Genomic DNA, 24,478 nt, shown 5'->3' on the forward strand with positions numbered 1-24,478 from the left:
TTACACCCGGATCAGCAGGTCACCGACGCTTTCGTGGGGATCGAGGCGCACCCGCACCGGCAGAGTGTTGATGAACAGGCCGACCATGTGTTCCACGCCGAGAAGCTGCGGCGGACGGTGCGACACCGTGTTGCCGAACACCACATCGGAACGTCCGGTCAAAGCCGTGAGCAGCAGCGCCCACGCCACCTCGACGGCGGTGCCCGCGGTGACACCGTGGGAGCGACCCAGATCGAGGACCGCGGCGGCGGTCGCGGCATCGAGCTCGAGCCCGACCTCACCACTGGCCGCACCACCCGTACGGTCCGGGCGGCCCGAGACCCGGGTGGGGTTGTCCACCCCGTCCAGCATCCGCTGCCAGGCGGCCGTGGCGGCGGCATCGTCTTGGGTGTGCAACCACTGCAGGTAGTCCCGGAACGATCGTGGGGCTGGAAGCTCACCGGCATCGCCGCCGGTGTACAACACGAGGAGCTGGTGGATCAGCAACGGCATCGACCAACCGTCCAGCACGAGATGATGGTCGGTGATCAGCAGCCGATATTCGCCGAGGCCGGTGCGCAACAGCTGGAAGCGCAGCAGCGGCGGGCAGGCGGGATCGAACGGTGCGGTCGCTTCGGTGGTGAGGCGATGGATCTCGCGGTCACGTCCGGCGGGGTCGTAGGCGCTGAGATCGGCTTCGCGCCAATCGGCGCGGACACTGTGCAGCACGATCTGGCGGGGACCGTCGGCGGTTTCGACGAAGGCGGTGCGCAGGCTGTCGTGCCGGTCGATCAGGGTTTGGGCGGCCTGGCGCATGCGCTGGGCGTCGACTTCACCGGCCAGGATCAGTGATGCCTGCACGATGTAGCTGTCGTCGCCGTCGCGGTCGTAGAGCGTGTGGAACAGCAGCCCGGTTTGCAGCGCGGTCAGCGGCCACACGTCGGTCATCGCCGGGAATTCCCGTGCCCAGCCATCGATGTCGGTTTGCGCGACCGTGACCAGCGGGAAATCGGATGGCGTGAAACCGCCCGCGCCGTCGGTGCGCAGATGCGCGGCCAGACCGTGCAGCGCCCGCACCCACAGATCGGCCAATTCGGACACCGCGTCGGCGCCCATGATGCCGGTTGCGTACTCCCAGGTGGCCTCGAGCTCGAGCCCGTCGGGACCGGGCACCGCGATCGCGTTCACATCCACGATCGCGGGCAACGACATTCGACGATCGGTGGTCGCGGTGAGCGAGGTGAATTCGGTGGTGGGTGTCCACGCCCCCGAGTGGTCGCCGACACCCACCCGCCCCAGATAATTGAAACTGATCTGGGGCTCCGACGCGGTCCCGAGCTCGGCACTACCCACGGGGTCGAGGTAACGCAGCATGCCGTAACCGATCCCGTTGTCCGGGACCGCGCGTAATTGTTCCTTCACCTGTTTGATCGCCGCCCCCGCTGCGGGGCCGCCGGTAAAGGCATCATCGAGATCGACACCGGACATGTCGAGCCGGACCGGGAAGCGGGTGGTGAACCAGCCGACGGTGGCGCTGAGATCCGCGCCCGGCACCGCCTGCTCCTCGCGGCCGTGCCCTTCCAGCGAAATCAGTTCCGCCCCCGCGGTATCACCGCGGCGGGCCCGCCACTGCGCCGTGGCCAGGGCCAGTGCTGCCAGGAGCGGATCGTTGGCGCTGCCGTGGAACCCGGCCGGGATGCCGGTGAGGACGGCTTCGGTGATATCCGCGGGAAGACGCAACCGGATCCGGTCGACGGTGGCCATGACATCGCGTTCGGGGTCCAGTGGCCGTGACCCGAGCGACCGGTTTCCCTCGGCGAGAACAGTTTTCCAGCGTTCCAGTTCCACCGGGCGTCGGGCGGCGGCCTGTTCGGTCAGGCCGTGGACCCAGCGGCGCACCGAGGTGGTCCCCGTACCGGGCTGTGGGTCCTCGCCGGTGGACACCTGTAGCCAGGTGCGGGCCAAATCGGTGAGCAGGATCCGCCACGACACCGCGTCGACCGCGAGGTGATGGACCACCAGCCACAACAGATCCGGGCCCGCGCCGGTGCCGTCCTGGACGCGCACAGCCTGCACAAGTACACCGGCGGCGGGATCGAGACGGTCGGCGGCCTGCTGTAGGTGCCGGTCGACTTCGGCGGCGTCGCGGCGACGCAGTGTCACGTGGGTGACGACGGAGTCGGCATCGATGGTTCCGGGGGGCGGCACTTCGAGGCGGTGCTCGTCGGCGCGCAGGACGGCGCGCAGCATGTCGTGACGATCCAGCAGGGCCTGCACGGCACGTGCCAGATGTGCCGGGTCGAGCCGGTCGGGTAGTTCGACGAGGGTGGCCTGCGCGAACCGGTCGTAATGCCCGCGACCGAGCATGGCGTGCACGATCGGCGACAACGGGATCGGTCCGACGCCACCACCGGGGAGTTCGCGCAGCTGCGGGGCGCCACCGGCCTCGGCGGCCATGGCGGCCAGGCCCGCGACGGTCTTGTGCTCGAACACGTCCTGGGTGGAGAACCCCAGCCCGACGGCTTTCGCGCGCGCCACCAGCTGGATCGAGAGGATGCTGTCACCGCCGAGGGCGAAGAAGCTGTCGTCGGCGCCGACCTGGGGGACACCGAGGATCTCGCTGAACAGGCCGGCCATCAGGATCTCACGATCGGTTTCCGGGTCGCGCCCGGCCGGTACCGCCCCGAATTCGGGTTCCGGCAGCGCGGTGCGATCGAATTTGCCGAACGCATTCACCGGTAGCCGGTCCAGCGGCACGATCACCGCCGGAATCAGGTGCGGCGGCAACGATTCCCGGGCGAAGCGTTGCAGCTGCGCGGGATCCACGCGGTGATCCTCGACGGGGACGACGTAGGAGGCCAGGACAGTGGTCCCGGCATTGTTGTGCACCGGGACGGTGACCGAAAGGTCGACATCCGGATGGGCGGTGAGGGCGGCGTCGATCTCGGCCGGTTCGATCCGGTAGCCACGGATCTTCACCTGGAAATCGCTGCGGCCCAGCAGTTCCAGCGAAACCCTCGAATCCTCCGTGACCCAGCGGGCCAGATCGCCGGTGCGATACATACGCTGCCCCGGGTCGCCGTAGGGGTCGGCGACGAAACGGGCCGAGGTGTCGGCGTAGCGCCGGTTGTAGCCGCGGGCCAGGCCCGGCCCGGCCAGATACAGTTCGCCTGCCGTGCCGACCGGCACCGGCTGCAGGGCCCGGTCCAGCACCATCGCCGCCACACCACGGACGGGGCCACCGACGGTGAGGTCACGGCCGGGCCGGATCCGCGCGCCCGCGGCCGTCACCGTGGCCTCGGTCGGCCCGTACTCGTTGAACATCGCGCAGTGCCGCGACCAGCGGTCGATCACATGCGGCGGGCATACGTCACCCCCGACCACCACCACCCGCAGCTCGGTCAGCGGATGTGGGTCGACGGTCGCCAGCATCGCCGGGGTCAATGTCAGGTGGGTGACGTGCTCATCGGCCAGCAGTCGGGTGAGCCGGTCACCGCCGATCACCTCCGGCGGCACGACCACCAGCGTGGCCGCGTTGGCGAAACAGGTCAGGAACTGTTCGAAGGACGCGTCGAATGCCGGTGAGAGGGCATAGGACACCCGTGATCGCGGGCGCAGCGCGTAGGCGTCGCTGCGGTCGGCGACCAGATTCGCCAGGCCACGGTGGGTGACCTGAACACCCTTGGGCACACCGGTGGAACCGGAGGTGTAGGTGATGTAGGCGAGGTCGCCGGCGTGCAACGGGCGGATGCGGTCGGCGTCGGTGACCGGTTCGTCACCGCGGTCGGCGCAGGCGTCGCGGATCGCGGGATCATCGAGGACCAGCGCGGGTGCGGTAGTCGGGAGCCGGTCCCGTACGGCGTCGAGCGTCACGACCACCCGGGCACCGCTGTCGGCGATGATGTGCTCGATGCGCTTGGCCGGATAGTCCGGATCGATCTGCACGATCGCGGCCCCGGATTGCGCGACCGCCCACGCCGCGATGACCGACTCGGCCGAACGGCGCATGGCGATCGCCACCGCTGTCCCCGGCCCGCAACCGCGCCCGATCAGGTACCGGGCGAGCTGGGTGGAGCGGGCGTGCAGATCGCGGTAGGTCAGTGTCGTGGTGGCCGCGACGACCGCGGTAGCGGCCGGGTCGTGGTGCGCCCCGGCGGTGAGAATATCGGGAAGCAGCCGGTCATCGACGGCTTCCGGGCCTCGCACGGGCAGCAGCGCGGCCCGTTCCGCCGGTTCCAGCAGCGGCAGGGTGCTGACGGGGCGTTCCGGCCCGCCGGCGAGGAATTCGTCCAGGAACCGCAGGAATCGGGCGTGATGAGCGGCGAGTTCGTCGCCGCTGTACACGCTCGGGTTGCCCTGGAAATCGATGTGGGTGCTGTCGCGGCCCGCGCCGGGATAGATGTTGACGAACAGGTCCGACGTGGGCCCCGAGGTCAGCACGTGCAGCCGGCCGACGGTGGCACCGAGCACGATCTCGTTGCTCACCATCATGAGGTTGATCGCCGGCCCGAACGACGCGGTTTCGTCGCGGGCGATCCCCATATCGCGGAAGATGTCCTCCTGCCGGTACCGCTGCCGCCGCAGCGCGCTGGTCAGCTCGCTCTGCACGGCGGTGATCACCGCACCCGTCCCGTTGCCGGCGACGGGCACCCGCAGCGGCACCACATTGGCGACCATCCCACCGGACCGTCGCAGCACCGCGGAATGGCGACCGGAGACCGGCAGGCTCAGCAACACTTCGTCGCTGCCGGTCATCCGGGCGAGGTAGGCGGCGAACGCGGCGACGATCACCGGTGTGACGCTGGTTCCGCGGTCGGCGACGACTCGGTCGAGCTGTCGTGCGGTGTGGTCGGGCAGAGTGGCGCTGACGAGCGTCGGGTGAATGGTCGGTGTGCCGGCGTGGCCCGCGAGGCCGACGACGGGCGGGGCGCCGTCGAGGTGTTCGGTCCAGTAGTCACGGTCGTTGTCGAACCGCGTCGAACCCCGGTACGCCAGGTCCTGGTCCACGATTTCGCTCAGGTCCTTCGCGGTGGACGCCGGGGCCTGCTCCCCCGACACCCACGCGTTGTACAGCTCGACGATCCGCTGCATCATCGTGACCGCGGCGAAACCGTCGAGCACGATATGGTGAGCGCGCTGATACCACAGATAGTGATCGTTACCGGTTTGGAAGACAACGCATTTCATCAGCCGGTCGTTGCGCAGATCCAGCGGGGCGGAATAGTCGCGCACCATGAGGTCGTGTGCGGTGGCCACCGGGTCGTCGTAACCGCGCAGATCGAGCACCGACACCGGTGAGGGCAGGTCTTCGTCGACGACCTGATACGGCTCACCGTCGACCTCGACCAGCCGCACGTGCGCGCACCCGAACTCGCGCCCGGCGGTTCTACAGGCGGCGACGAGCACATCGATGTCGGCGGGCCCGTCGATCTCGACGTACTGGGCCACCGAAATCGGGGATTCGCGCGCCAGATGCTGCGCGAACCAGATCCCACGCTGCGCTGCGGAAAGCGGCAGCACATCATGAGGTCGCGGACCGGAACCATTGCCGTTGCCATTGCCATTGTGTGGGTGCGCGCCGTTGCCCGGCGCGGAAACAGACTGCTCCCAGCTGCTGTCCAAATGGTGCTTCGACTGGGTCATGTGGACCTCCGTGTATTGCGTCATTCCAGGAGCAGGCCGACAAATAAGACCGTCCCTGCCCCCGCAAAACATGCGGCACCACCGGAAATGAAAGCGGATTCAGCAAAATGGCATGACAGACCGACCGCAGGGAATGCGGTGCGCAATTACTCCGGCTTTCGGCAGTGGTGAATTGTCTGGCTAACCTGTAATAGATCACCTTCGAATAATTGTTAACGATTCATGCAAGCGACTGTCGCGAATATTCACGTCCCCGGGTCGCGGGCGTGAAACGCGCGGCTGACCCGTCGGCGCGGCAGACGCGCGCAGGTCACAGCAGTGTCTCGACCCTTGACAAGCAGGAAGTGAACGGGGGTGGAAGTCATTGGCAGCACCGGATCGCCTTCTGGGACATGGTGTGCCCAGGTCCCAGCGTGTTCCAGGATGATCCGACGACCACACTGTCGCCGAATACGCGCTATGGATTCCCCACAACCCCGACAATTGGAGGATTCAACCGTTTCGCCCGATATGCCGGTTGCGGCAATTGTCGGACCGGCGGTTGCCGGGACCGTCTCGTATCCTGGCAACCAGCTAAGAAAGCCATAATAAGCAAGTTTAGACACGCGGCGCAATGGGTATCGACGCCTTCCATGTTGCGCGCCGCCGTGACGGTGATTGAAAGCGCAAGGCGGTGGCAAGGACTCGTGGATATTCGTCTCGTCCGGTGTCGATAACGAGCGGTCGGATCCGGCCGCCACCGATACCGGCTCCTCACTGGTCCGCCCCATCACTCAGAGCAGCGCCTTCCGGCTTGTGTCCTCGGTCTCGCCCGGGCTGTGCGGCCAGCACAAACCAGCTGGACTCAGAATGTCCGAGTCAGTACGTGAGGGTGCCAGCGGCAGATACCGAGGGCGAAGCGGAGGTCGAAGCTGTTGGTGTCCAAGGTGATTCCGTAGCGGGTGGTGATCTGCTGGATGCGGTATTGGATGGTGTTGCGATGCACGTCGAGTGTGCGCGCGGTGCGCGAGTAGCTGGCGCCCTCGGTCAGGAAGACATCGAGGGTGTGGCGTAGGAGCTCCTTCTTGGCGCCGGCACCGGCCAGGGCGCCGAGGGTGCGGCGGACGAGGGCGGCGAGCTCGTCGGGATCGTCGGTGAGCAGGGCGAAGGGGGCGACGGCGTCGTAGGCCACGACCGGCGGCGCGGTGTGACCCGCCGAGACGGCGAGGTCCTTCGCGCGGGCGGCGTTGCGGGAAGAACGGCGGAAGCCCGGCAGACCGTCGCCGAGCGAACCGAGCGCGACGCGCACCGGCAGCCCCGATGCGACGACCTGGGCGGTCAGTTCGTCGATCGCCTGCTCCCCTTCGACCGGCAGCCAGATCCGCAGCGCCCGATCTCCCGTCGAGGCAACCAGGCCACGCCCGACGGTCCGCAGCGCCGCGGACACCACCTGACGTGCCTGTTCCAGTGCTCGTGTCGCCTCGGCACCCGGGACGGTGGGCGGTGTCCAGATCTCCACGGCGAGATGACTTCGGTCGAGCCGGTATTCGAGTGCTTCCTCGGCCGCGGGCACATCCACGTCGTCGCTGTCGAGGAGCCGGGTGATCCACTGCTGGCGCGCGGCCTGCCTGCTGCTGAGCCAGCGGTCGCGTTCGGCCTCGTAGATCCGGCCCATGGACGAGTTCAGGCGGTCGAGGTAGATGCTGGCGAAGCGCAGGAGTTCGGCGATGCGGGCGTTGTGATCGATACCCGGGGTGGCCAGGATCAGTCCGATGGCGGCGTCGAGCAGCCGGTACTGGCCGAGGCCGTAGGCACGCAGCAGCACGGTCAGCGGCACACCGCGCCGGGCGAGTCGCTGCGCGTAGGCGGCCGCGCCCGGGGGTGGACCGACGGTGGCGGGGTCGATGTTGTTGGCGAGCACGTACTGCACGGCGGCGATGTTCTCGGCGATGCTCGCCGCCCGCATGCCTCCCAGGTCCGCGGCGATGTCGTCGACGGGAATCATCTGCTCGGTGACGCGGATGAGGTCCTCGGTGATGCCCGCGGTCAGCGGCGCCAGGGCGTGTCCGACCCAGGTGAGGGTTTCGTATGCCGCCACGTGCCCGCTCCGTTCGCTGCCCAAATTTCGTCGATCGTATTGTGCCATCCGCACAAATTCGGGCTCCAGGTCGCTTTTTGGGCAGGCAAACAGACCGGAGATGTGTCACAGCCGCGTGCCGTGTGGTCTCATGGTCGCCGAACACCCTGGTCCACCCCCGGTAGATCCAGAATCCGCGCAGGGTTCGTGGGTCGTTCAGGCAGTGGTGGGCCGGACAGGTGAGGATGTTGTACTCGGATGGGTGAAGTTCGTCGGTCGCCGCGTGGTCGAGGCAATCGGAAGCCGGGCGCTCCCCTCTTCACGCAGCTGCTAACGGCCGCGGTGGACACTGCCGCCGCCGCGATCGCCCTGTCCTTCTCCCCCGCCGACGGTGCCCGCCGCGAGCTCACCTACACCGAACTCGACGAGTACTCCGCCCGGCTGGCGCGAGAGCTGCTGGCCCATGGCATCGGTCCGGGTGACGTGGTGGCGCTCGGTTTCACCCGCTCGATCGAATCGGTGGTGGCGGTGTGGGCGGTCGCCAAGACCGGTGCCGCCTACGTCCCCGTCGATCCGTCGTTACCCGCCGAGCGCATCGCCTACCTGCTGGCCGACTCCGGCGCGGTCCTCGGCCTCACCTGCGCGGCGCACCGGCCGACCCTCGGTGAGTCGATCGTCTGGCTCGAGCTCGATTCCGACGCCGAGCGGATCGCCGCCCAGCCGGCGCATCCGATCTCGTATCTGGACCGGGTGCGCCCGCTGACCGACCAGCACCCCGCCTACGTCATCTACACCTCCGGCTCCACGGGCAGACCAAAGGGCGTGGTCGTCACACATACCGGCCTGGCCGGTCTGGTCGCGGCGGCCCGCGAACGATACGCGGTCGATGCCTCGGCACGGGTGCTGCACGTGTGTTCCCCGAATTTCGACGTATCCGTGCTGGAACTGCTGGTGGCGTTCAACTCCGGTGCGACCCTCGTTGTCGCGCCGCCACAGGTCTACGCGGGCCAGGAGCTGGCCGAGCTGATCGCCCGGGAACGGGTGACGCACATGCTCATCACCCCGGCGGCCTTGGAATCGGTGGACCCGCGCGGGCTCGACGAGTTACGGGTCGTGGTGGTCGCCGGCGATGCCTTCGGGCCGACACTGGTGCGGCGCTGGGCGCCGGGCCGCGCGTTCTTCAACGGGTACGGCCCCACCGAGGCGACCGTGCTGGCCACCGGCAGCGCCGCGTTGACACCCGGTGAGCCGGTGACGATCGGGTCCGCCTTCCCCGCGATCGGTGCGGTGGTGCTGGACGCGCGGTTGCGTCCCGTCCCGGTCGGGGTGGCCGGTGAGCTGTATCTGTCGGGTCCGGCGCTGGCGCAGAACTACCGGGGCAGGCCGGGGCTCACGGCCGAACGGTTCGTCGCGGCACCGTTCGCGGCGCCCGGAGCGCCGATGTATCGCACGGGTGACCTCGTGCGGCGCACGGAAAGCGGCGACTTCGAGTACCTGGGCCGGTCGGATTTCCAGGTGAAGATCCGCGGTTTCCGGGTGGAGCTCGGCGAGATCGACGCGGCCCTCACCGCACATCCGGAGGTCGACTACGCCGTCACCATCGGCGCGACAGCCGATTCCGGGGCGACCGCGCTCGTCTCGTATGTGCTCGCCGCGCAGGGTGCCGCGATCGACCCCGAGGAATTGACCCGTTTCGTCGGATCCTGCCTGCCGGGCCATATGGTGCCCACGCTCGTGGTGCCGCTCGACGAGATCCCGCTGACCCCGAACGGCAAACTGGACCGCAACGCACTACCCGCACCGGTTTTCGCCGCCGCGACTTCCCGCGCACCCGAGGGGCCGGTGGAAACGGCGATCGCCGAACTGTTCGCCCAGATCCTCGGCGTGGAGCGGGTCGGTGCCGAGGATTCGTTCTTCGCCGCCGGTGGCGACAGCATCCTGTCGATCCAGCTGGTGACCCGCGCACGCCACGCGGGCATCTCGTTCACCCCGCAGCAGGTGTTCGAGCACCGCACCGTGGCCGGGTTGGCCCGGGTCGCCGCGCTCGGCGACGATGCCGTTCCGGCGCTTGCCGAGTTGCCCGGTGGCGGGGTGGGTGAGGTCGCGCTGACACCGGTGCTCGCCGCCACCCTCGCCGACGGCCGCGTGTTCGGCAGATTCACCCAGCAGATGGTGCTCGCCCTCCCCCAGGGCATCGATCGGCCGACGCTGGTTCGCATCCTGACCGCTGTCGTCGATCATCACGACATGCTGCGCGCCGGGGTACGCGGGATCGACGGGCAGTGGTCGCTCGACGTGCTGCCGAAGGGCGGCGTCCCGGTGGACGACCTGCTGCAGCGTTTCGATGGCTCCGAGGACATCGCCGCCGCGGCGATGGATTCCGTCCTCGCGGCACTGGATCCACGCGGCCACCGGATGATCGGTTTCGCCTGGCTGACCCGCGACGACGGCCCCGACGGTCTGATCGTGGCAGCCAATCACCTCGTGATCGACGGTGTCTCGTGGCGAATCCTGCTGTCGGACCTGGTGACCGCGTGGGCCCAGCACGCGGCGGGTCAGCCGATCGCGCTTCCCGCGGTCGGTACGTCGTTTCGTCGATGGGCGCACGGATTGGCCGAGTCCGCACCACAGCGCCGCAACGAACTCGACCATTGGCGGCGAACCCTGCAGGTTCCCGACCCGCTGCTCGGGAAACGTGGACTGGACCCGGTTACCGATACCGCGTCGACCGTACGCACGTTCAGCGTCGAGATCCCCGCCGACATCACCCGTGCCGTGCTCACCGACCTGCCCGCCCGCTACCGGGCGGGCGCCGAGGACGGCCTGCTCGCCGCCCTTGCCATGGCGGTGCGGAGGTGGCGGGCCCGTCGAGGCGTGAACGCGTCCACCACCCGGGTGCGCCTGGAGGGTCACGGGCGTGAGGAATCCGCCGTCGACGGCGCCGACCTGACGAGGACCGTCGGCTGGTTCACCAGCATGTACCCGGTGACGCTCGACCTGGGCGAGGTCGACGCCGACGGCGCATGGCAACCGGGCGCGCAGACCGCGTCGGTGGTCAAGGCCGTCAAGGAACAGTTGCGCGCGGTGCCACACCGCGGCATCGGTTTCGGCATCCTGCGCCACCTCGACCACGCGACCGAGCTACCGGGTTCGCTGGGCCAGGTCGGGTTCAACTACCTCGGCCGCGTCTCCACCGGCGACGCCGCCGACCACAGCTGGTTGCCCACCGCGGACTGGGGTGAACCGGCCGCCGAGCAGGACCCGCAGCTGCCCGCAGCCGCCGTTGTCGACATCAACGCGGTCGCGGTCGGCACGGAAGACGGTGTGCTGCTTCGTGCTTCGTTCTCCTACGCGTCGCTGATCCTGGACGAGGCGGACGTGCGCGAGCTGGCCGACTGCTGGACCACGGCGTTGACGGTGCTCGCCGAACATCTGGACCATCCGGCGGCCGGTGGCCTGTCGCCCGCCGATGTGCCGCTGGTCAGCGTCACCCAGGCCGAGCTCGACGACTGGCAGCGCACCCGCCCCGGCCTCAGCGATGTGGTGCCGTTGGCACCCTTGCAGCTCGGGTTGCTGTTCCTGGCGCAGGTGTCGCCGACCGACCCGTACCTGGTGCAATTGGCGGTCGAGATGACCGGTGCGGTCGACCTCGAGCGAATGCGCCGGGCGGCGGGGGCGGTGCTGGACCGGCACGGCATCCTGCGCACCGCCTTCGTCACGACAACGGCGGGTACCCCGGTCGGTGTCGTGGCCGAGGACCTGACGGTGCCGTGGCGCGTCGTCGACACCGACCGCACCGACCCACACGTACTGCTCGCCGCCGAATCCCGCATCGGGTTCGACCTGACCACCGCACCCCTGCTCCGGTTCACCGTCTATCGCGGACCGGCGAGCATGCACCTGGTGGTGACCGCGCATCACCTGCTGGTCGACGGCTGGTCCATGCCGTTGCTCATGCGCGAACTGCTGGTCTGCTATGCCGCCGAAGGTGCGCCCACCCTGCTGCCACCCGTGCGCCCCTACCGCGACTACCTGGCCTGGCTCGCCGAGCAGGACCGCACCGCTGCCCTGGGGAGCTGGCGCGCGGCCCTGGACGGGCACGAACCGAGCCTGCTCACCGCCACCGTCCCACCCACCGGCGCCGCACCCGGCCACGGGATGTCGGTCGTGGAATTGTCGCGCGATGCCGCCCAGGAACTCACCGGTTTCGCCGCCGCTACCGAGGTCACCGTCAACACCGTGTTCCAGGCCGCATGGGGACTGGTGCTGGCCGGGGCGCTGGGTCGTGACGATGTGCTGTTCGGCGCGGTGGTGTCGGGGCGCCCACCACAGCTCGACGGTGTGGACGGCATGGTCGGTCTGTTCGCCAACACCATTCCCGTCCGGGTACGAATCGGCGAGGCCGTGTCGTTGCGGGAGTTGTTGTCGCGGGTGCAGTCCGAGCAGATCGCGCTGCTGGGCGGTCACCATCTGGGATTGACCGATATCCAGCGCGTCGCGGGCGCCGGGGAACTGTTCGACACACTCATGGCGTACGAGTCGTACCCGGTGGACACCGAAGGGATGCGGCAGGCACACGGCTCGATCGACGGTCTCGACATCGTCGATGTGCAGGCCGCCAACGCCACCCATTACCCCGTGGCGGTCGGCGTCGAGGTCGGTGCGGGGATCCGGGTCGGGTTGCAGTACCGGCTCGAGGCGATCGGCGCGGATATCGCCGAGGCACTGGCGAACCGGTTGCGCACAGTCCTCGACGCCATCGTGCACTCGCCCGAACGCACCGCCGGCGAGCTGCTGGGAACCCTTGCGCGCCGGCGTGATCCGATCTCGGACGTGGCGTACTGGCGTGCGGTGCTCACCGACCTGCCATGGGAGTTGCCGCTGCCGACGGAGCACCCCCGGCGGGTCTCGTCGGACGGTAGCGAGTCGTCACCCGCCATACACGCGGTGCGGCAACCATCCGACCCGGCTCACCTTGTCGAGTCGGCCGGGCGCCTCACGAAGCGGCCCGGACGGGTGAACTTCGCTGTTCCCGCCGAGGTGTGCCGAGGGGTGCGCGACACCGCCCGCGCCAACGACACCACGGCGCTCAGCGTTGTGTACGCGGCCTTCGCGACACTGCTGGCACGCCTGTCGGGCACCGACGACATCGCCATCGCGGCCCCGTCCTCTTCTGCCGCACACCGGGTGCTGCGTCTGCGCGTCCTCGGCGCCGCCGTGTTCGAGCGCGTCCTTGCCGACGCCTCAATGGTTTTCGACGAAGCCATGGCGCGACCAGGGATGACTACCGATGAGATGGTGGCGCGGCACTCCGCCTATGCAGACCCCTGCGCCCCACACCTCGGCGAATCCGAGTCGACGGAAAGCCACTGCGCGGCGGCGCCGCACCCGCTGCTTCGCGTCATGCTCTGTCCGGCCATCGCACGTCACAGTGACGAGACGTCCTTCGATCTGACGTTGTCGCTCGACACCGACGTGATGGACAACCACACCGAACCCACCCGAGGCGGCGCCGAATTCACTTACGACACAGCCCTGTTCGATCGGCAGACGATCGGTTCCTTCGCCGAGCGCTTGGTTCGGCTCCTGGCGGCCGCAGTCGAGAACCCGAAGACCCCTGTCGGTGACTTGCCGATTCTCAGCACCGCCGAACACACAGCACTGCTGACCCGCCCCAGCGCCGAGACACCGACATCGTTGTTCCCCGACCTGGTGGCCACGGGCGCGACTCTCGGACCGGACCGCGTCGCGATCCGCCACAACGGTCGTTCGACCACCTACGCCGAGCTGACCGAGCACACCGCACGCCTGGCCCGCGAACTCATCGCACACGGCGTCGGCCCGGAAATCCCTGTCGCCGTGGCACTTCCACGCTCCTACGAGATGGTCGCCACTGCGGTCGCGATCACCACGGCAGGCGGTGTGTTCGTGCCCATGGACCCGGCCAACCCCGCCCAGCGCCTGCACCACCTCGTCACCGATTCGGGCGCCACGCTCGGCATCACCGTCGGCGCCCACCTCGATCGCCTCCCCACCGGCATCACCTGGCTGGTCCTCGACGACCCCGCTTTCAGCGAGTCCTGCGCCGCCCGGTCGAGTACCCCGATCACCGACCACGACCGCCGCACCCCGCTGCGCGCCGACCACCCGGCCTACATCATCTACACCTCCGGTTCCACGGGCCTGCCCAAGGGCGTCACAGTGACACATGCCGGCCTGGGCCCGCTGGTCGCCGAGGCGGTCGAGCGCTACCGCCTCGAGCCGGATCACCGCTTCCTGCATATCTGTTCACCCTGGTTCGACCCGTCGGTGCTCGAGTGGCTGTGTGCCTTCTCGACCGGCGCGACCTTGGTGATCGTGGGGTCCGACATCGTGGGTGGGGTCGAACTGGCCGACCTGCTCGCGGCCGAGGCGTTGACCCACGCGATCATCACCCCGGCCGTCCTCGGCACCCTCGACCCGGCCGGTCTGGACGCCCTGGTGTCCCTGTCGGTCGGCGGTGACGTGACCACACCGGAACTGCCGGCGAAATGGCAGGGCCCGCACCGCCGCTACCTCAACGGGTACGGCCCCACCGAGACCACCATCATCTCCACCTATGCCGAACTGACCGCGGGACAACCGATCACGATCGGTACCCCGGTGCGCGGCACACATGCCGTAGTCCTCGACGCACGGCTGAATCCGGTCGCACCGGGTGTCACGGGTGAGCTGTATCTGGCGGGCCCGGCCCTGGCCCGCGGGTACCGCAACCAGCCCGTCACCACCGCGGCCCGTTTCGTCGCCGACCCGTGGGGTCCCCACGGCAGCCGCATGTACCGGACCGGTGACCTGGTTCGTCTGCGCACGTCCGGTGACCTCGACTACGTCAGCCGCGCCGACACCCAGCTGAAGGTGCGTGGTTTCCGCATCGAACCGGGCGAGATCGACGCGGTGCTGACCGGGCACACCGACGTCGAGTGCGCCGTCACCGTCGGCAGACGCACGCCCGCCGGCTCGACCACCCTGGTGTCGTACGTGCTTGCCGCACACGATGCCACGCCCGATCCCGCGAACCTGATCGACCATGCGGCACGCCGTCTGCCCGCCCATGCGGTGCCGGCGGCGATCGTTGTCCTGGATGCCTGGCCGTTGACCTCCAACGGCAAACTCGACCGCCGAGCCCTGCCCGACCCGATCACCGTCTCCGAGACGACCACCGCGCCGAGGGGTGCGATGCAAACCCGCCTGGCCGACTTGTTCGCCCGCGTACTCGGGGTGTCGTCGGTGGGGGCGGACGAGTCGTTCTTCGCGATCGGTGGCGACAGCATCCTGTCGATCCAGCTGGTGTCGCTGGCCCGCACGGCGGGCATCACCTTCTCCACCCGAGATGTTTTCGAGCACCGCACCGTGGCCGCCCTGGCCCGGGTCGCGACCACCGACGGCCCGGCCACGAGCACCCTGGCCGAACTCCCCGGCGGCGGTGTCGGCGATGTTCCGCTGACACCCGTGCTCACCGAATTCCTGGCCACCGGATCCAGTGACCGCTTCGCCCAGACGATGGTGCTGGCCCTGCCCGACGGCATCGACCGTGCCGGTTTGGTCGCCACCATCGCCGCCGTCGTGGCGCGCCACGACATGTTGCGTGCCCGGCTGTGCGATCTCGACGGCGGCTGGCGGCTCGAGGTGCTGGAACCACACGCGGTGCCGGTCGACGCGCTGATCGGCGAGCTCGAAGCGGGCGACGACCGCACCGCAATCGGTACCCGGGCGATGAATGCCGCGCTGACAACGCTGGATCCGGCGGCGGCCCGCATGATCGCGTTCACCTGGGTTCGTGGCAACGGCGGCGGTGACGTGCTCGCGGTCGCCGCGCACCACTACGTCATCGACGGGGTCTCCTGGCGCATCCTGCTGCCCGACCTGATCCTGGCCTGGGCCCGACACAGTGCCGGACAGCCGATCGCGCTGCCGCCGGTCGGCACCTCGTTCCGGCGCTGGGCGCACGCACTGACCACCGTGGACCGCACCGCCGAACTGCCCTACTGGCAGCGCGCGCTCGCGACCGCCGACCCGCTGCTCGGTGCCCGTCCCCTCGATCGCACGGTCGACACCGAGGCAACCACGCGCTCGATCACCGTGCGGATCCCGTCCGAGGTGACCGACGCCCTGCTCACGACATTGCCCGCCCTGTACCGGGCGGGCGCCGACCACGGGCTGCTCGCCGCACTCGCGCTCGCGGTGCGCGTGTGGCGCGCCCGTCGCGGTGTCGACGCGCCCGCGTTGCGGCTGCGGCTCGAGGGCCACGGCAGACAGGAAGACGTCGTCCCCGGCGCCGACCTCACCCGCACGGTCGGCTGGTTCACCACCGTCTACCCCGTCGTGCTCGACCTGACAGAGCTGCGACCGGCGAGTTTCGACGACGAAGCGCTCGCCGCGACCATGCGCACGATCAAGGAACAACTGCTCGCCGTGCCCGACAACGGCATCGGTTTCGGGCTGCTGCGCGGCGCCGGGCACCTCGCGACCGAATCGGTGGCCCAGATCGGATTCAACTACCTCGGTCGCGCGGTGACCACCGGCCCCGCCGACGGCGACTGGCTGCCCACCGACGACCTCGGTGAGTTCGACGTCGACCACGACCCCACCCTGCCCGCGAACGCTGTCCTCGACATCAACACCATCGCGGTCACCACCGAGACCGGGCTGCGACTGCAAGCCGACTTCCGCTACGCCACCGGCATTCTCGACGAATCCGAGGTTCGGGAGCTGGCCGAGATCTGGTCGGACTGGCTGACCGCACTCGCCGATCACACCCACTACCCGCAGGCGGGTGGACCGACACCGTCCGATGTGCCGCTGGTCCGGGTGACGCAAACCGAACTCGACACCTGGCGGCGCGACCACCCCGGGCTGTCGGACGTTCTGCCGCTCTCACCGCTCCAGCATTCGCTGCTCGCGCTGGGCGACATGCTCGAGGAATCGGTGCACGCCTACGTCATCCAGCTCATGGTCGACCTCACCGGCGAGCTCGACGTCGACCGATTGCGTCGCGCCGCGGCCGCTGTCCTCATCCGGCACGCGAACCTGCGCTCGGCATTCGTCACCACGCCCGACGGCACACCCGTGCAAGTGATCGCCGACGACGTCGAGGCACCGGTGCGGGTGGTCGACACGACCGAGGCCGACCTGGCCGATCTGCTCGCCGCCGACCAGGCGGCCGGATTCGATCCCGCGGTCGCGCCGCTGCTGCGTTTCACGGTGTACCGCACCGGTTCCGGACGCAACCGCCTGGTGCTGACCGGCCACCACATCCTGCTCGACGGCTGGTCGATGCCGTTGCTGATGAAGGAACTGCTCGTCCTCTACACCACCGGTGGTGACGCGAGCGTTCTGCCCGAGGTGCGTCCCTACCGCGACTACCTCGACTGGCTCAGCCGCCAGGACCGGACCGTCGCCGAGCAGGCGTGGTCGGAGCTGCTGCACGGGGTCGAACCGACCATGCTCGCCCCAGAACTGACCTGGCCACGCCCCACCGGAACCGGTTACGGGCTGTGCGAATTCGAGCTCGACGCCACCGCCACCGCCGCGCTCACCACCTTCGCCGCGTCGGTCGAGGTCACCGCCAATACGGTGTTCCAGACCGCGTGGGCGCTGGTCGTCGCCGCGAGTACCGGTCGCGACGACGTCGTGTTCGGCGCCACCGTATCCGGGCGCCCACCGCAGCTCGACGGTGTCGGCGACATGATCGGCCTGTTCGTCGACGCCGTCCCGGTGCGCGTGCGCATCGACGGTGAAGTCGGCGCGATGATCCGCGCGGTGCAGGCCGAGCAGGCCACCCTGCTCGACCACCATCACCTCGGGCTGGGCGCCATCCAAAGGGCCGCCGGTCGTGGTGAATTGTTCGACACGATGCTGGCGTTCGAGTCCTACCCCGTCGATGTCGAGGGTCTGCAGCAGGCCGGTGGGGCGCTCGACGGTCTGCGCATCGACGACCTGCAAGGCGCCGACCACACCCACTACCCGATCACCGTCCTGGTCTTCCTCGGCGCCCGCACCCAGGTACAGGTCAAATACCGGCGTGACCTGGTGTCGGACGAGGTGGCGCGCGCCGTCACCGACCGGCTACGCACCGCCCTGTCCGAACTGACAGCCACGAACGAATCCACGCCACATCGACAGTCGGCCCCAGCGCGCGCCATCGACATCGTGACCGAACTCGGCGCGCAACCGTCCGACCCCATCACCGTTTCCCGCTTCTGGCGAACCACCCTGGCCGACCTACCCGGTCGCCTCACACTGCCCACCGAAGCGCTGATCGACCTCGACACTCGCGACCCGGCCGACATCGCTGAGGTGGCCGCACCGATGCGGACCATGGACCCCCGCAGCGGTGCCGGCCGGCGCTCGGCCGGTGCCGGGCGGACGAGCGAGGCCCACCACCGCACGTCCGATGGCCACGCGGTCGGCGCCCGCGACGAGGATCATCCGCCATCGGCTTTCCCCGTCCCGGCGACAACGCACCGGGAGCTGCGTCGGCTTGCCGACAGTGCAGGCGTGCGCTGGTCGAGTGCGATCAGCGCAGCCGTATCGATCCTGATCGCACGACTCACCGGCTCCGACGACATCGTGCTCCGCGCCGCGGATCATCTGCTGCGCACGCACATCGACCCCACCGAACCGTTCCGCACGCTGCTCCACCGCGCGCACCGGGCAGCGGACCAAGCGCTCGCCCACGCCGGAATCCCGGTCGAGGACCTCGCTCACCTACTCGGCGCGGAACACGGCTCGCTGGGACAGATCCGCCTCGAACTGCGTGCTCCCGCGCACCCGCAAGATGTTTCGGCGTTCTCGTCCGACTCGGCAGGTGACCTCACGGTGGTGGTGACCGAGTCGTCCACCGGAATGTCGGTCGGCGTCGGCCCGGGACTCGACGCGTCCGCGGCGGGGTTCGCGCGCCGCCTGATCGACCTGCTCACCGACATCGCCCGCCGTCCGGACGTCCCGGTGGGTGACTTGTCGGTATGGGTGCGGGGCGAAGATCACCTGCTCGCACGCATCGGCACCGGGGCACCCCACGGCTCCGTGCGCACCCTCGCCCAGCTCCTCGTGCGCGGCACCGGTTTCGGGCAACACCGAATCGCCGTGCGCGACAACGGAACCGACCACACCTACGGCACACTCGACGCCGAATCCTCGCGGTTGGCGCGGGTCCTGATCAGCGAGGGCGTCGGCCCCGAAACCGTGGTCGCCTGCGCGATCCCCCGCTCCTACGAGGCGATCCTCGCGCTGTGGGCGGTCGCGAAGGCGGGCGGGGTGTATCTGCCCGTCGACCCGAACTACCCCGCCGACCGTATCCGGCACATGCTCACCGACTCCGGCACCGAGGTGGGGATCACCGTCACCGCACACGCCCGGGTACTTCCGGAATCGGTGCGGGCCTTGGTCGTCGACGACCCGGGCGTGCGCGCCCGGACGGCGGCGTACGCGTCGACCCCCGTGCGCGACCGGCACCGCCGCAGGCCCCTGCGCCGCGACAACACCGCCTACCTGATCTACACCTCCGGTTCCACCGGTACCCCGAAGGGTGTGTGCGTCACCCACACCGGTCTGGCCGCTCTCGTCGCCCACTCGGCGACCCTGATGCGTCTGCGTCACGACGACCGCATGCTGCACGTGTGCTCACCCAGTTTCGACCAGTCGATCGAGGAGATCGCCACCGCCTTCCACCGGGGCGCCACCCTCGTCATCGCACCACCGGACACCTTCGGCGGCGCCGAACTCGACGAGCTGCTGCGCACCGAACGCGTCTCCCACACGATCATCACCCCGGCACTGCTGAGCACCCTCGATCCCGCCGGGCTGCCCGACCTGCGTTGCGTGTCGGCCGGCGGTGAGGCCGTAGCACCGGAACTGTTGTCCGCGTGGGCATCCGGTCGCACCTTCCTCAACGGATACGGCCCGACCGAGGCCACCATCGGTGCCACCTACACCGTCCTGCGCGCCGGTGAGCGCATCACAATCGGCACCCCCGTGCCCGGCATGCGCGCACTCGTGCTCGACGCCCGGTTGCGGCCGGTGCCCGTCGGTGTCACCGGTGAGCTGTACCTGACCGGGCCCGGCCTGGCGCGTGGTTACGGTGGTCGCGGCGCGAGCACCGCCGAACGTTTCGTGGCCTGCCCGTGGAGCGAGACCGGTGCGCGCATGTACCTCACCGGTGACCTGGTGCGCTGGGTGCACACGGACCGCTACGAGCTGGAATACCTGGGCCGCGGCGACTTCCAGATCAAGATCCGCGGCTTCCGCATCGAACCCGGCGAGGTCGATGCCGTGCTGGTGCGGCACCCGCAGGTGAGTTTCGCCCTCACCTTCGGCACCGAGAACCCGGCCGGCGAGACGGTCCTGGTGTCGTACGTGACCGGTCGCGCCCCCGATGCCGGTGCCCTGACCCGATGGGCGGCGACGCTGTTGCCCGCGCATATGGTGCCCGCGGCGGTGGTCGTGCTCGATCGTGTTCCGGTGTCGGCCACCGGCAAGATCGACCGCACAGCGCTGCCCGCACCCGAATTCGTCAGCCGCCGCTACCGGGAGCCGTCCACCGGGCCGGAGTGCACGGTCGCCGCGGTCTTCGCCGAAGTCCTCGGCGTCGAACGGGTCGGTGCCGACGACAACTTCTTCGACCTCGGTGGCAACTCCTTGCTCGCCACCCGGCTGGCGGCACGCCTGAGCGCCGCCGTCGGTACCCGGGTGCCGGTGCGTTCACTGTTCGCCGCACCGACTGTCGCCGGATGCGCCGCCGCGATCAGCGCCTCGGCGCACGCACAGACGCGGCCCGCGCTGTGCGCCCAGCCACGGCCGGAGCGCATTCCGCTCTCGCCCGCCCAGCAGCGCATGTGGTTTCTGAACCGGTTCGACACCGGGACCGCCGCGTACACCATTCCCGTCGTCTTGCGGCTGACCGGTGCGCTCGACACCGCCGCGCTGGTCGCCGCGTTCACCGATGTGGTCGCCCGCCACGAGATCCTGCGCACGGTGTACCCGATGCTCGATCAGGCACCGGCGCAGGTCGTGCTGCCCGCCGACCATCCCGACGTGCCACGGTTGGTGCTCGCACCCACCCCGGCGGACCCGAACGCTGCTGTCGCGGAACTGGTTTCGGCGCCGTGCGACGTGACCATCGAGGTGCCGTTGCGCGCCGCCCTGTTCGGAACCGGCGACGAACACATCCTCGCCGTCGCCGTGCACCATATCGCCGGTGACGGTTTCTCCGGTGGCCCGCTCACCCGCGACCTGGTGCTGGCCTACGGTGCCCGCGTCGACGGTCACGCCCCCACCTGGACGCCACTGCCCGTGCAGTACGCCGATTACGCCATCTGGCAGCAGAACCTGCTCGGTGACGAGACCGACCCCACCTCCACCGCCGCCACCCAGCTCGCCTATTGGCAGCGCGAGCTGGCGGATCTGCCCGACCAGCTCGAGCTCCCCCGTGACCGCCCGCGCCCCGCGGTCCAGACGTATGCCGGTGGCCGGGTGCCGTTCACCCTCGACGCCGCCACCCACACCGCCTTGACCGAACTGTCGCGCACCCACGGCGCGACCCTGTTCATGGCCGTGCACACCGCCTTCGCCGTGGTGCTGTCGCGCCTGTCGGGCAGCACCGACATCGCCATCGGCACACCCGTCGCCGGTCGTGGCGACGCGGTGCTCGACGACCTGATCGGCATGTTCGTCAACACCCTCGTCTTCCGCACCCGCGTCGACCACCGCGCGAGCTTCTCCGACCTGCTCACCCGGCAACGCGACATCGACCTGCAGGCCTTCGCCCACGCCGACATCCCCTTCGAACGGCTCGTCGAGGTCCTCAACCCCGCCCGATCCACCGCGCGGCATCCGCTGTTCCAGGTCGGGTTGTCGTTCCAGAACCTCGGACAGGTCAGCATGGATCTGCCCGGTGTCGGCGTCAGCTCGGTGGAGCTGGATCGCGAACTGTCCCAGTTCGATCTGCACCTGATCGTCGCCGACGGCTACAGCGGCGACGGTGCCCCGACCGGTATCGGCGGGTACTGCACCTACGCCACCGACCTGTTCGACGCAGCCACCGTCGCGGGATTCCTCGACCGGCTCACCCGGCTGCTCTCGGCGGTACTCACCGACCCGAACCGTCCCCTGCACACCGTCGACCTACTCGACCCCGCCGAACGTACCCGTGTCCTGCACACCTGGAATAGCACTGTGCGACACGGTGATCCGGCCGCCACCCTGGCCTCGCTGCGTGCGGCCACCGTCCGGTCCACCCCGGACGCGGTCGCTCTGGTCGCCGACGGTGTGCGCTGGACCTTCGCCGAACTCGACGCGCGCGTCAACCGGTTGGCCCGCCACCTCGTCGCCGTCGGCGTCGGGCCGGAAACACGGGTCGCGCTCGCGCTGCGGCGCTCGGTGGACCTGATCGTCGCGATGTACGCGGTCGCGGCCACCGGTGGTGCGTACGTGCCCGTCGACCCCGACCAACCGCAGGCACGCACCCGCTACATCCTCGACACCGCGGCCCCGCTGCTGACCCTCACCCACGCCGACACCTGGCTCGCCGCGACCGGTTCGCACGATGCCGCGCCGGTCGAGCAGCTGGATCTGGGCGGCTACTCACCGCAACCACTCGTCGACGCCGAACGGATAGCCCCCGTCCGGGCGACCGACACCGCCTACGTGATCTTCACGTCGGGATCGACCGGCCGACCCAAGGGTGTCGCGGTGCCGCACGCCGCGATCGTCAACCAGTTGCGCTGGAAGACCACCGAATTCGGTCTCGGCACCGACGATGCGGTGTTGCTGAAGACCGCCGCGACCTTCGATCTGTCGGTGTGGGAGTTCTGGTCCACCGCGGTGAGCGGTGGGCGCATCGTGCTCGCGTCCGCGGGCGGACACCGCGACCCCGCCTACCTGGCGGAGCTGATGCGCACCGAGAACGTCACCACCCTGCACGCCGTTCCCTCGATGCTCGATGCCCTGCTCACCGAAAAACTGCCTACCTCGCTGCGCCGCATCCTCGCCATCGGTGAGGCACTGCCGGTGTCCCTGGCGTACCGCATCCAGACCGCGGCACCACAGGCTGCGCTGTTCAACGTGTACGGACCCACCGAGGCCGCCGTGTCGATCACCAGTCACCGGGTGACACCGCGCGACACCGTCACCGTGCCGATCGGCCGACCCGTCCACAACAGCCGCGTCTACGTTCTCGACGCACACCTGAACCCTGTCCCCACCGGAGTCACCGGTGAGTTGTATCTGGGCGGAACACAATTGGCCACCGGATACCTCGCCCGCCCCGACCTCACCGCCGAACGGTTCGTCGCCGACCCCTTCACCCCGGGCGAACGCATGTACCGCACCGGCGACCTCGCGGCCTGGACCGCCGACGGCGAACTCGACTACCGAGGTCGCACCGACTTCCAGACCAAGATCCGTGGCTTCCGCATCGAGCTCACCGAGATCGACTCGGTCCTCACCGATCATCCCGACGTGGCGTCCGCGGTCACCCTCGGCCGAGCCAACCAGACCGGCGAAACCGTGCTGGTGTCCTATGTTGTTGCCGGACAGGGCAAGACGATCGCCGTCGAACGGCTCACCGAGTGGGCCGCCCACCACCTGCCCGCCCACATGATGCCCGCGTCGATAGTGGTCCTGGACCGGATTCCGCTCACCGCACACGGCAAACTCGACCGCGACGCCCTGCCCGCACCGACCTTCACCACCCGCACCCACCGGGCTCCGGCCGGTGCGGTAGAGCAGGCGGTATGCGCGGTCTTCGCCGACGTACTCCGCCTGGACCGGGTCGGCATGGACGACCACTTCTTCGAACTCGGCGGCACCTCACTGCTCGCCACCCGCCTGGCCACCCAGCTCGGCGACGCGCTCGCCGCGACCGTCCCCGTCACCTGGATCTTCACCGCACCCACCCCCGCCGGGATCCTCACCGCGCTACGGGCGGCCGGTACGGACTCCACCGGCACCGACACCGCCTTCGACATCCTGCTCCCGTTGCGCACCACCGGCACCGGCGAACCACTGTTCTGTGTGCACCCCGTCAGCGGCCTGGCCTGGTCGTTCAGTGGTCTCACCGCACACCTGGACCGCCCCGTCTACGGTCTGCAGTCACCGGCCCTGAGTTCCACCGAGCCACTGCCGGATTCGATCGAACAATGGGCACTGCTCTACCTCAAGCATCTGCGCGCCGTGCAACCCGAGGGGCCCTACCACCTGCTCGGCTGGTCGCTGGGCGGAGTGATCGCCCACGCCATGGCGGTGCAACTGCAGGAAGACGGGGAACAGGTCGCGCTGCTCGGCATGCTCGACAGCCGCCTCACCAGCGCCTCACCCGCGACGGCCACCGAAGCCACCGCCGCCGATCTGCTCGGCGGGTTCGCCGGCGCCGGCGACGACACCGACGCACGGGCCTTGGCCCGCCGACTGTGTGCGTTGTCGGCACCCGACGTGCCCGTCGACGAAGCGCGCGTCGACAGGATCATCGATGGTGCCATCGCCTCCATCGCACTCGACGCCGCCTACCGGCCCCGCCCCTTCCACGGCCCCCTCACCTACTTCACCGCCGCCGACGACGCGACCGGCTCCACCGGTGCGACGTCGTGGGCGGACGCGGTCACCGCAACGGTGCACAACTATCCGATCGCAGCCACCCACTGGCGAATGACCGAACCCGCCGCCCTCACCGAAATCGCCCGGATCCTGCGCGGTCTCGGCGGCTAGCGTTCCGTGACCTGGGCCGGTGGGAGTTGTGAACCACCGTCGACGCTGCACCGCACCGTG

3 protein-coding genes are annotated in these 24,478 nt (G+C 69.4%); 1 reads left to right on the forward strand and 2 read right to left on the reverse strand.

What is annotated here, in order from left to right; genetic code table 11:
* Complete coding sequence (locus tag AB0I35_RS13675) at window positions 1-5,622, reverse strand: amino acid adenylation domain-containing protein (RefSeq protein WP_357396174.1); 5,622 nt, start codon at window positions 5,620-5,622, stop codon at window positions 1-3.
* A gap of 844 nt (window positions 5,623-6,466) precedes the next feature.
* A complete protein-coding gene (locus AB0I35_RS13680) occupies window positions 6,467-7,699 on the reverse strand; it encodes a helix-turn-helix domain-containing protein (RefSeq protein WP_357396176.1) in 1,233 nt (410 codons plus the stop codon).
* A 321-nt stretch (window positions 7,700-8,020) separates the two neighbouring features.
* Here AB0I35_RS13680 and AB0I35_RS13685 point away from each other — a divergent pair, with 321 nt between their 5' ends.
* Window positions 8,021-24,418 (forward strand): amino acid adenylation domain-containing protein, encoded by a 16,398-nt coding sequence (locus tag AB0I35_RS13685; RefSeq protein WP_357396178.1) that lies wholly within the window; start codon window positions 8,021-8,023, stop codon window positions 24,416-24,418.
* Window positions 24,419-24,478 lie beyond the last annotated feature (60 nt).

This window comes from Nocardia sp. NPDC050378 (assembly GCF_040655675.1).
GTDB classification, from domain to species: Bacteria; Actinomycetota; Actinomycetes; order Mycobacteriales; family Mycobacteriaceae; genus Nocardia; species Nocardia coubleae.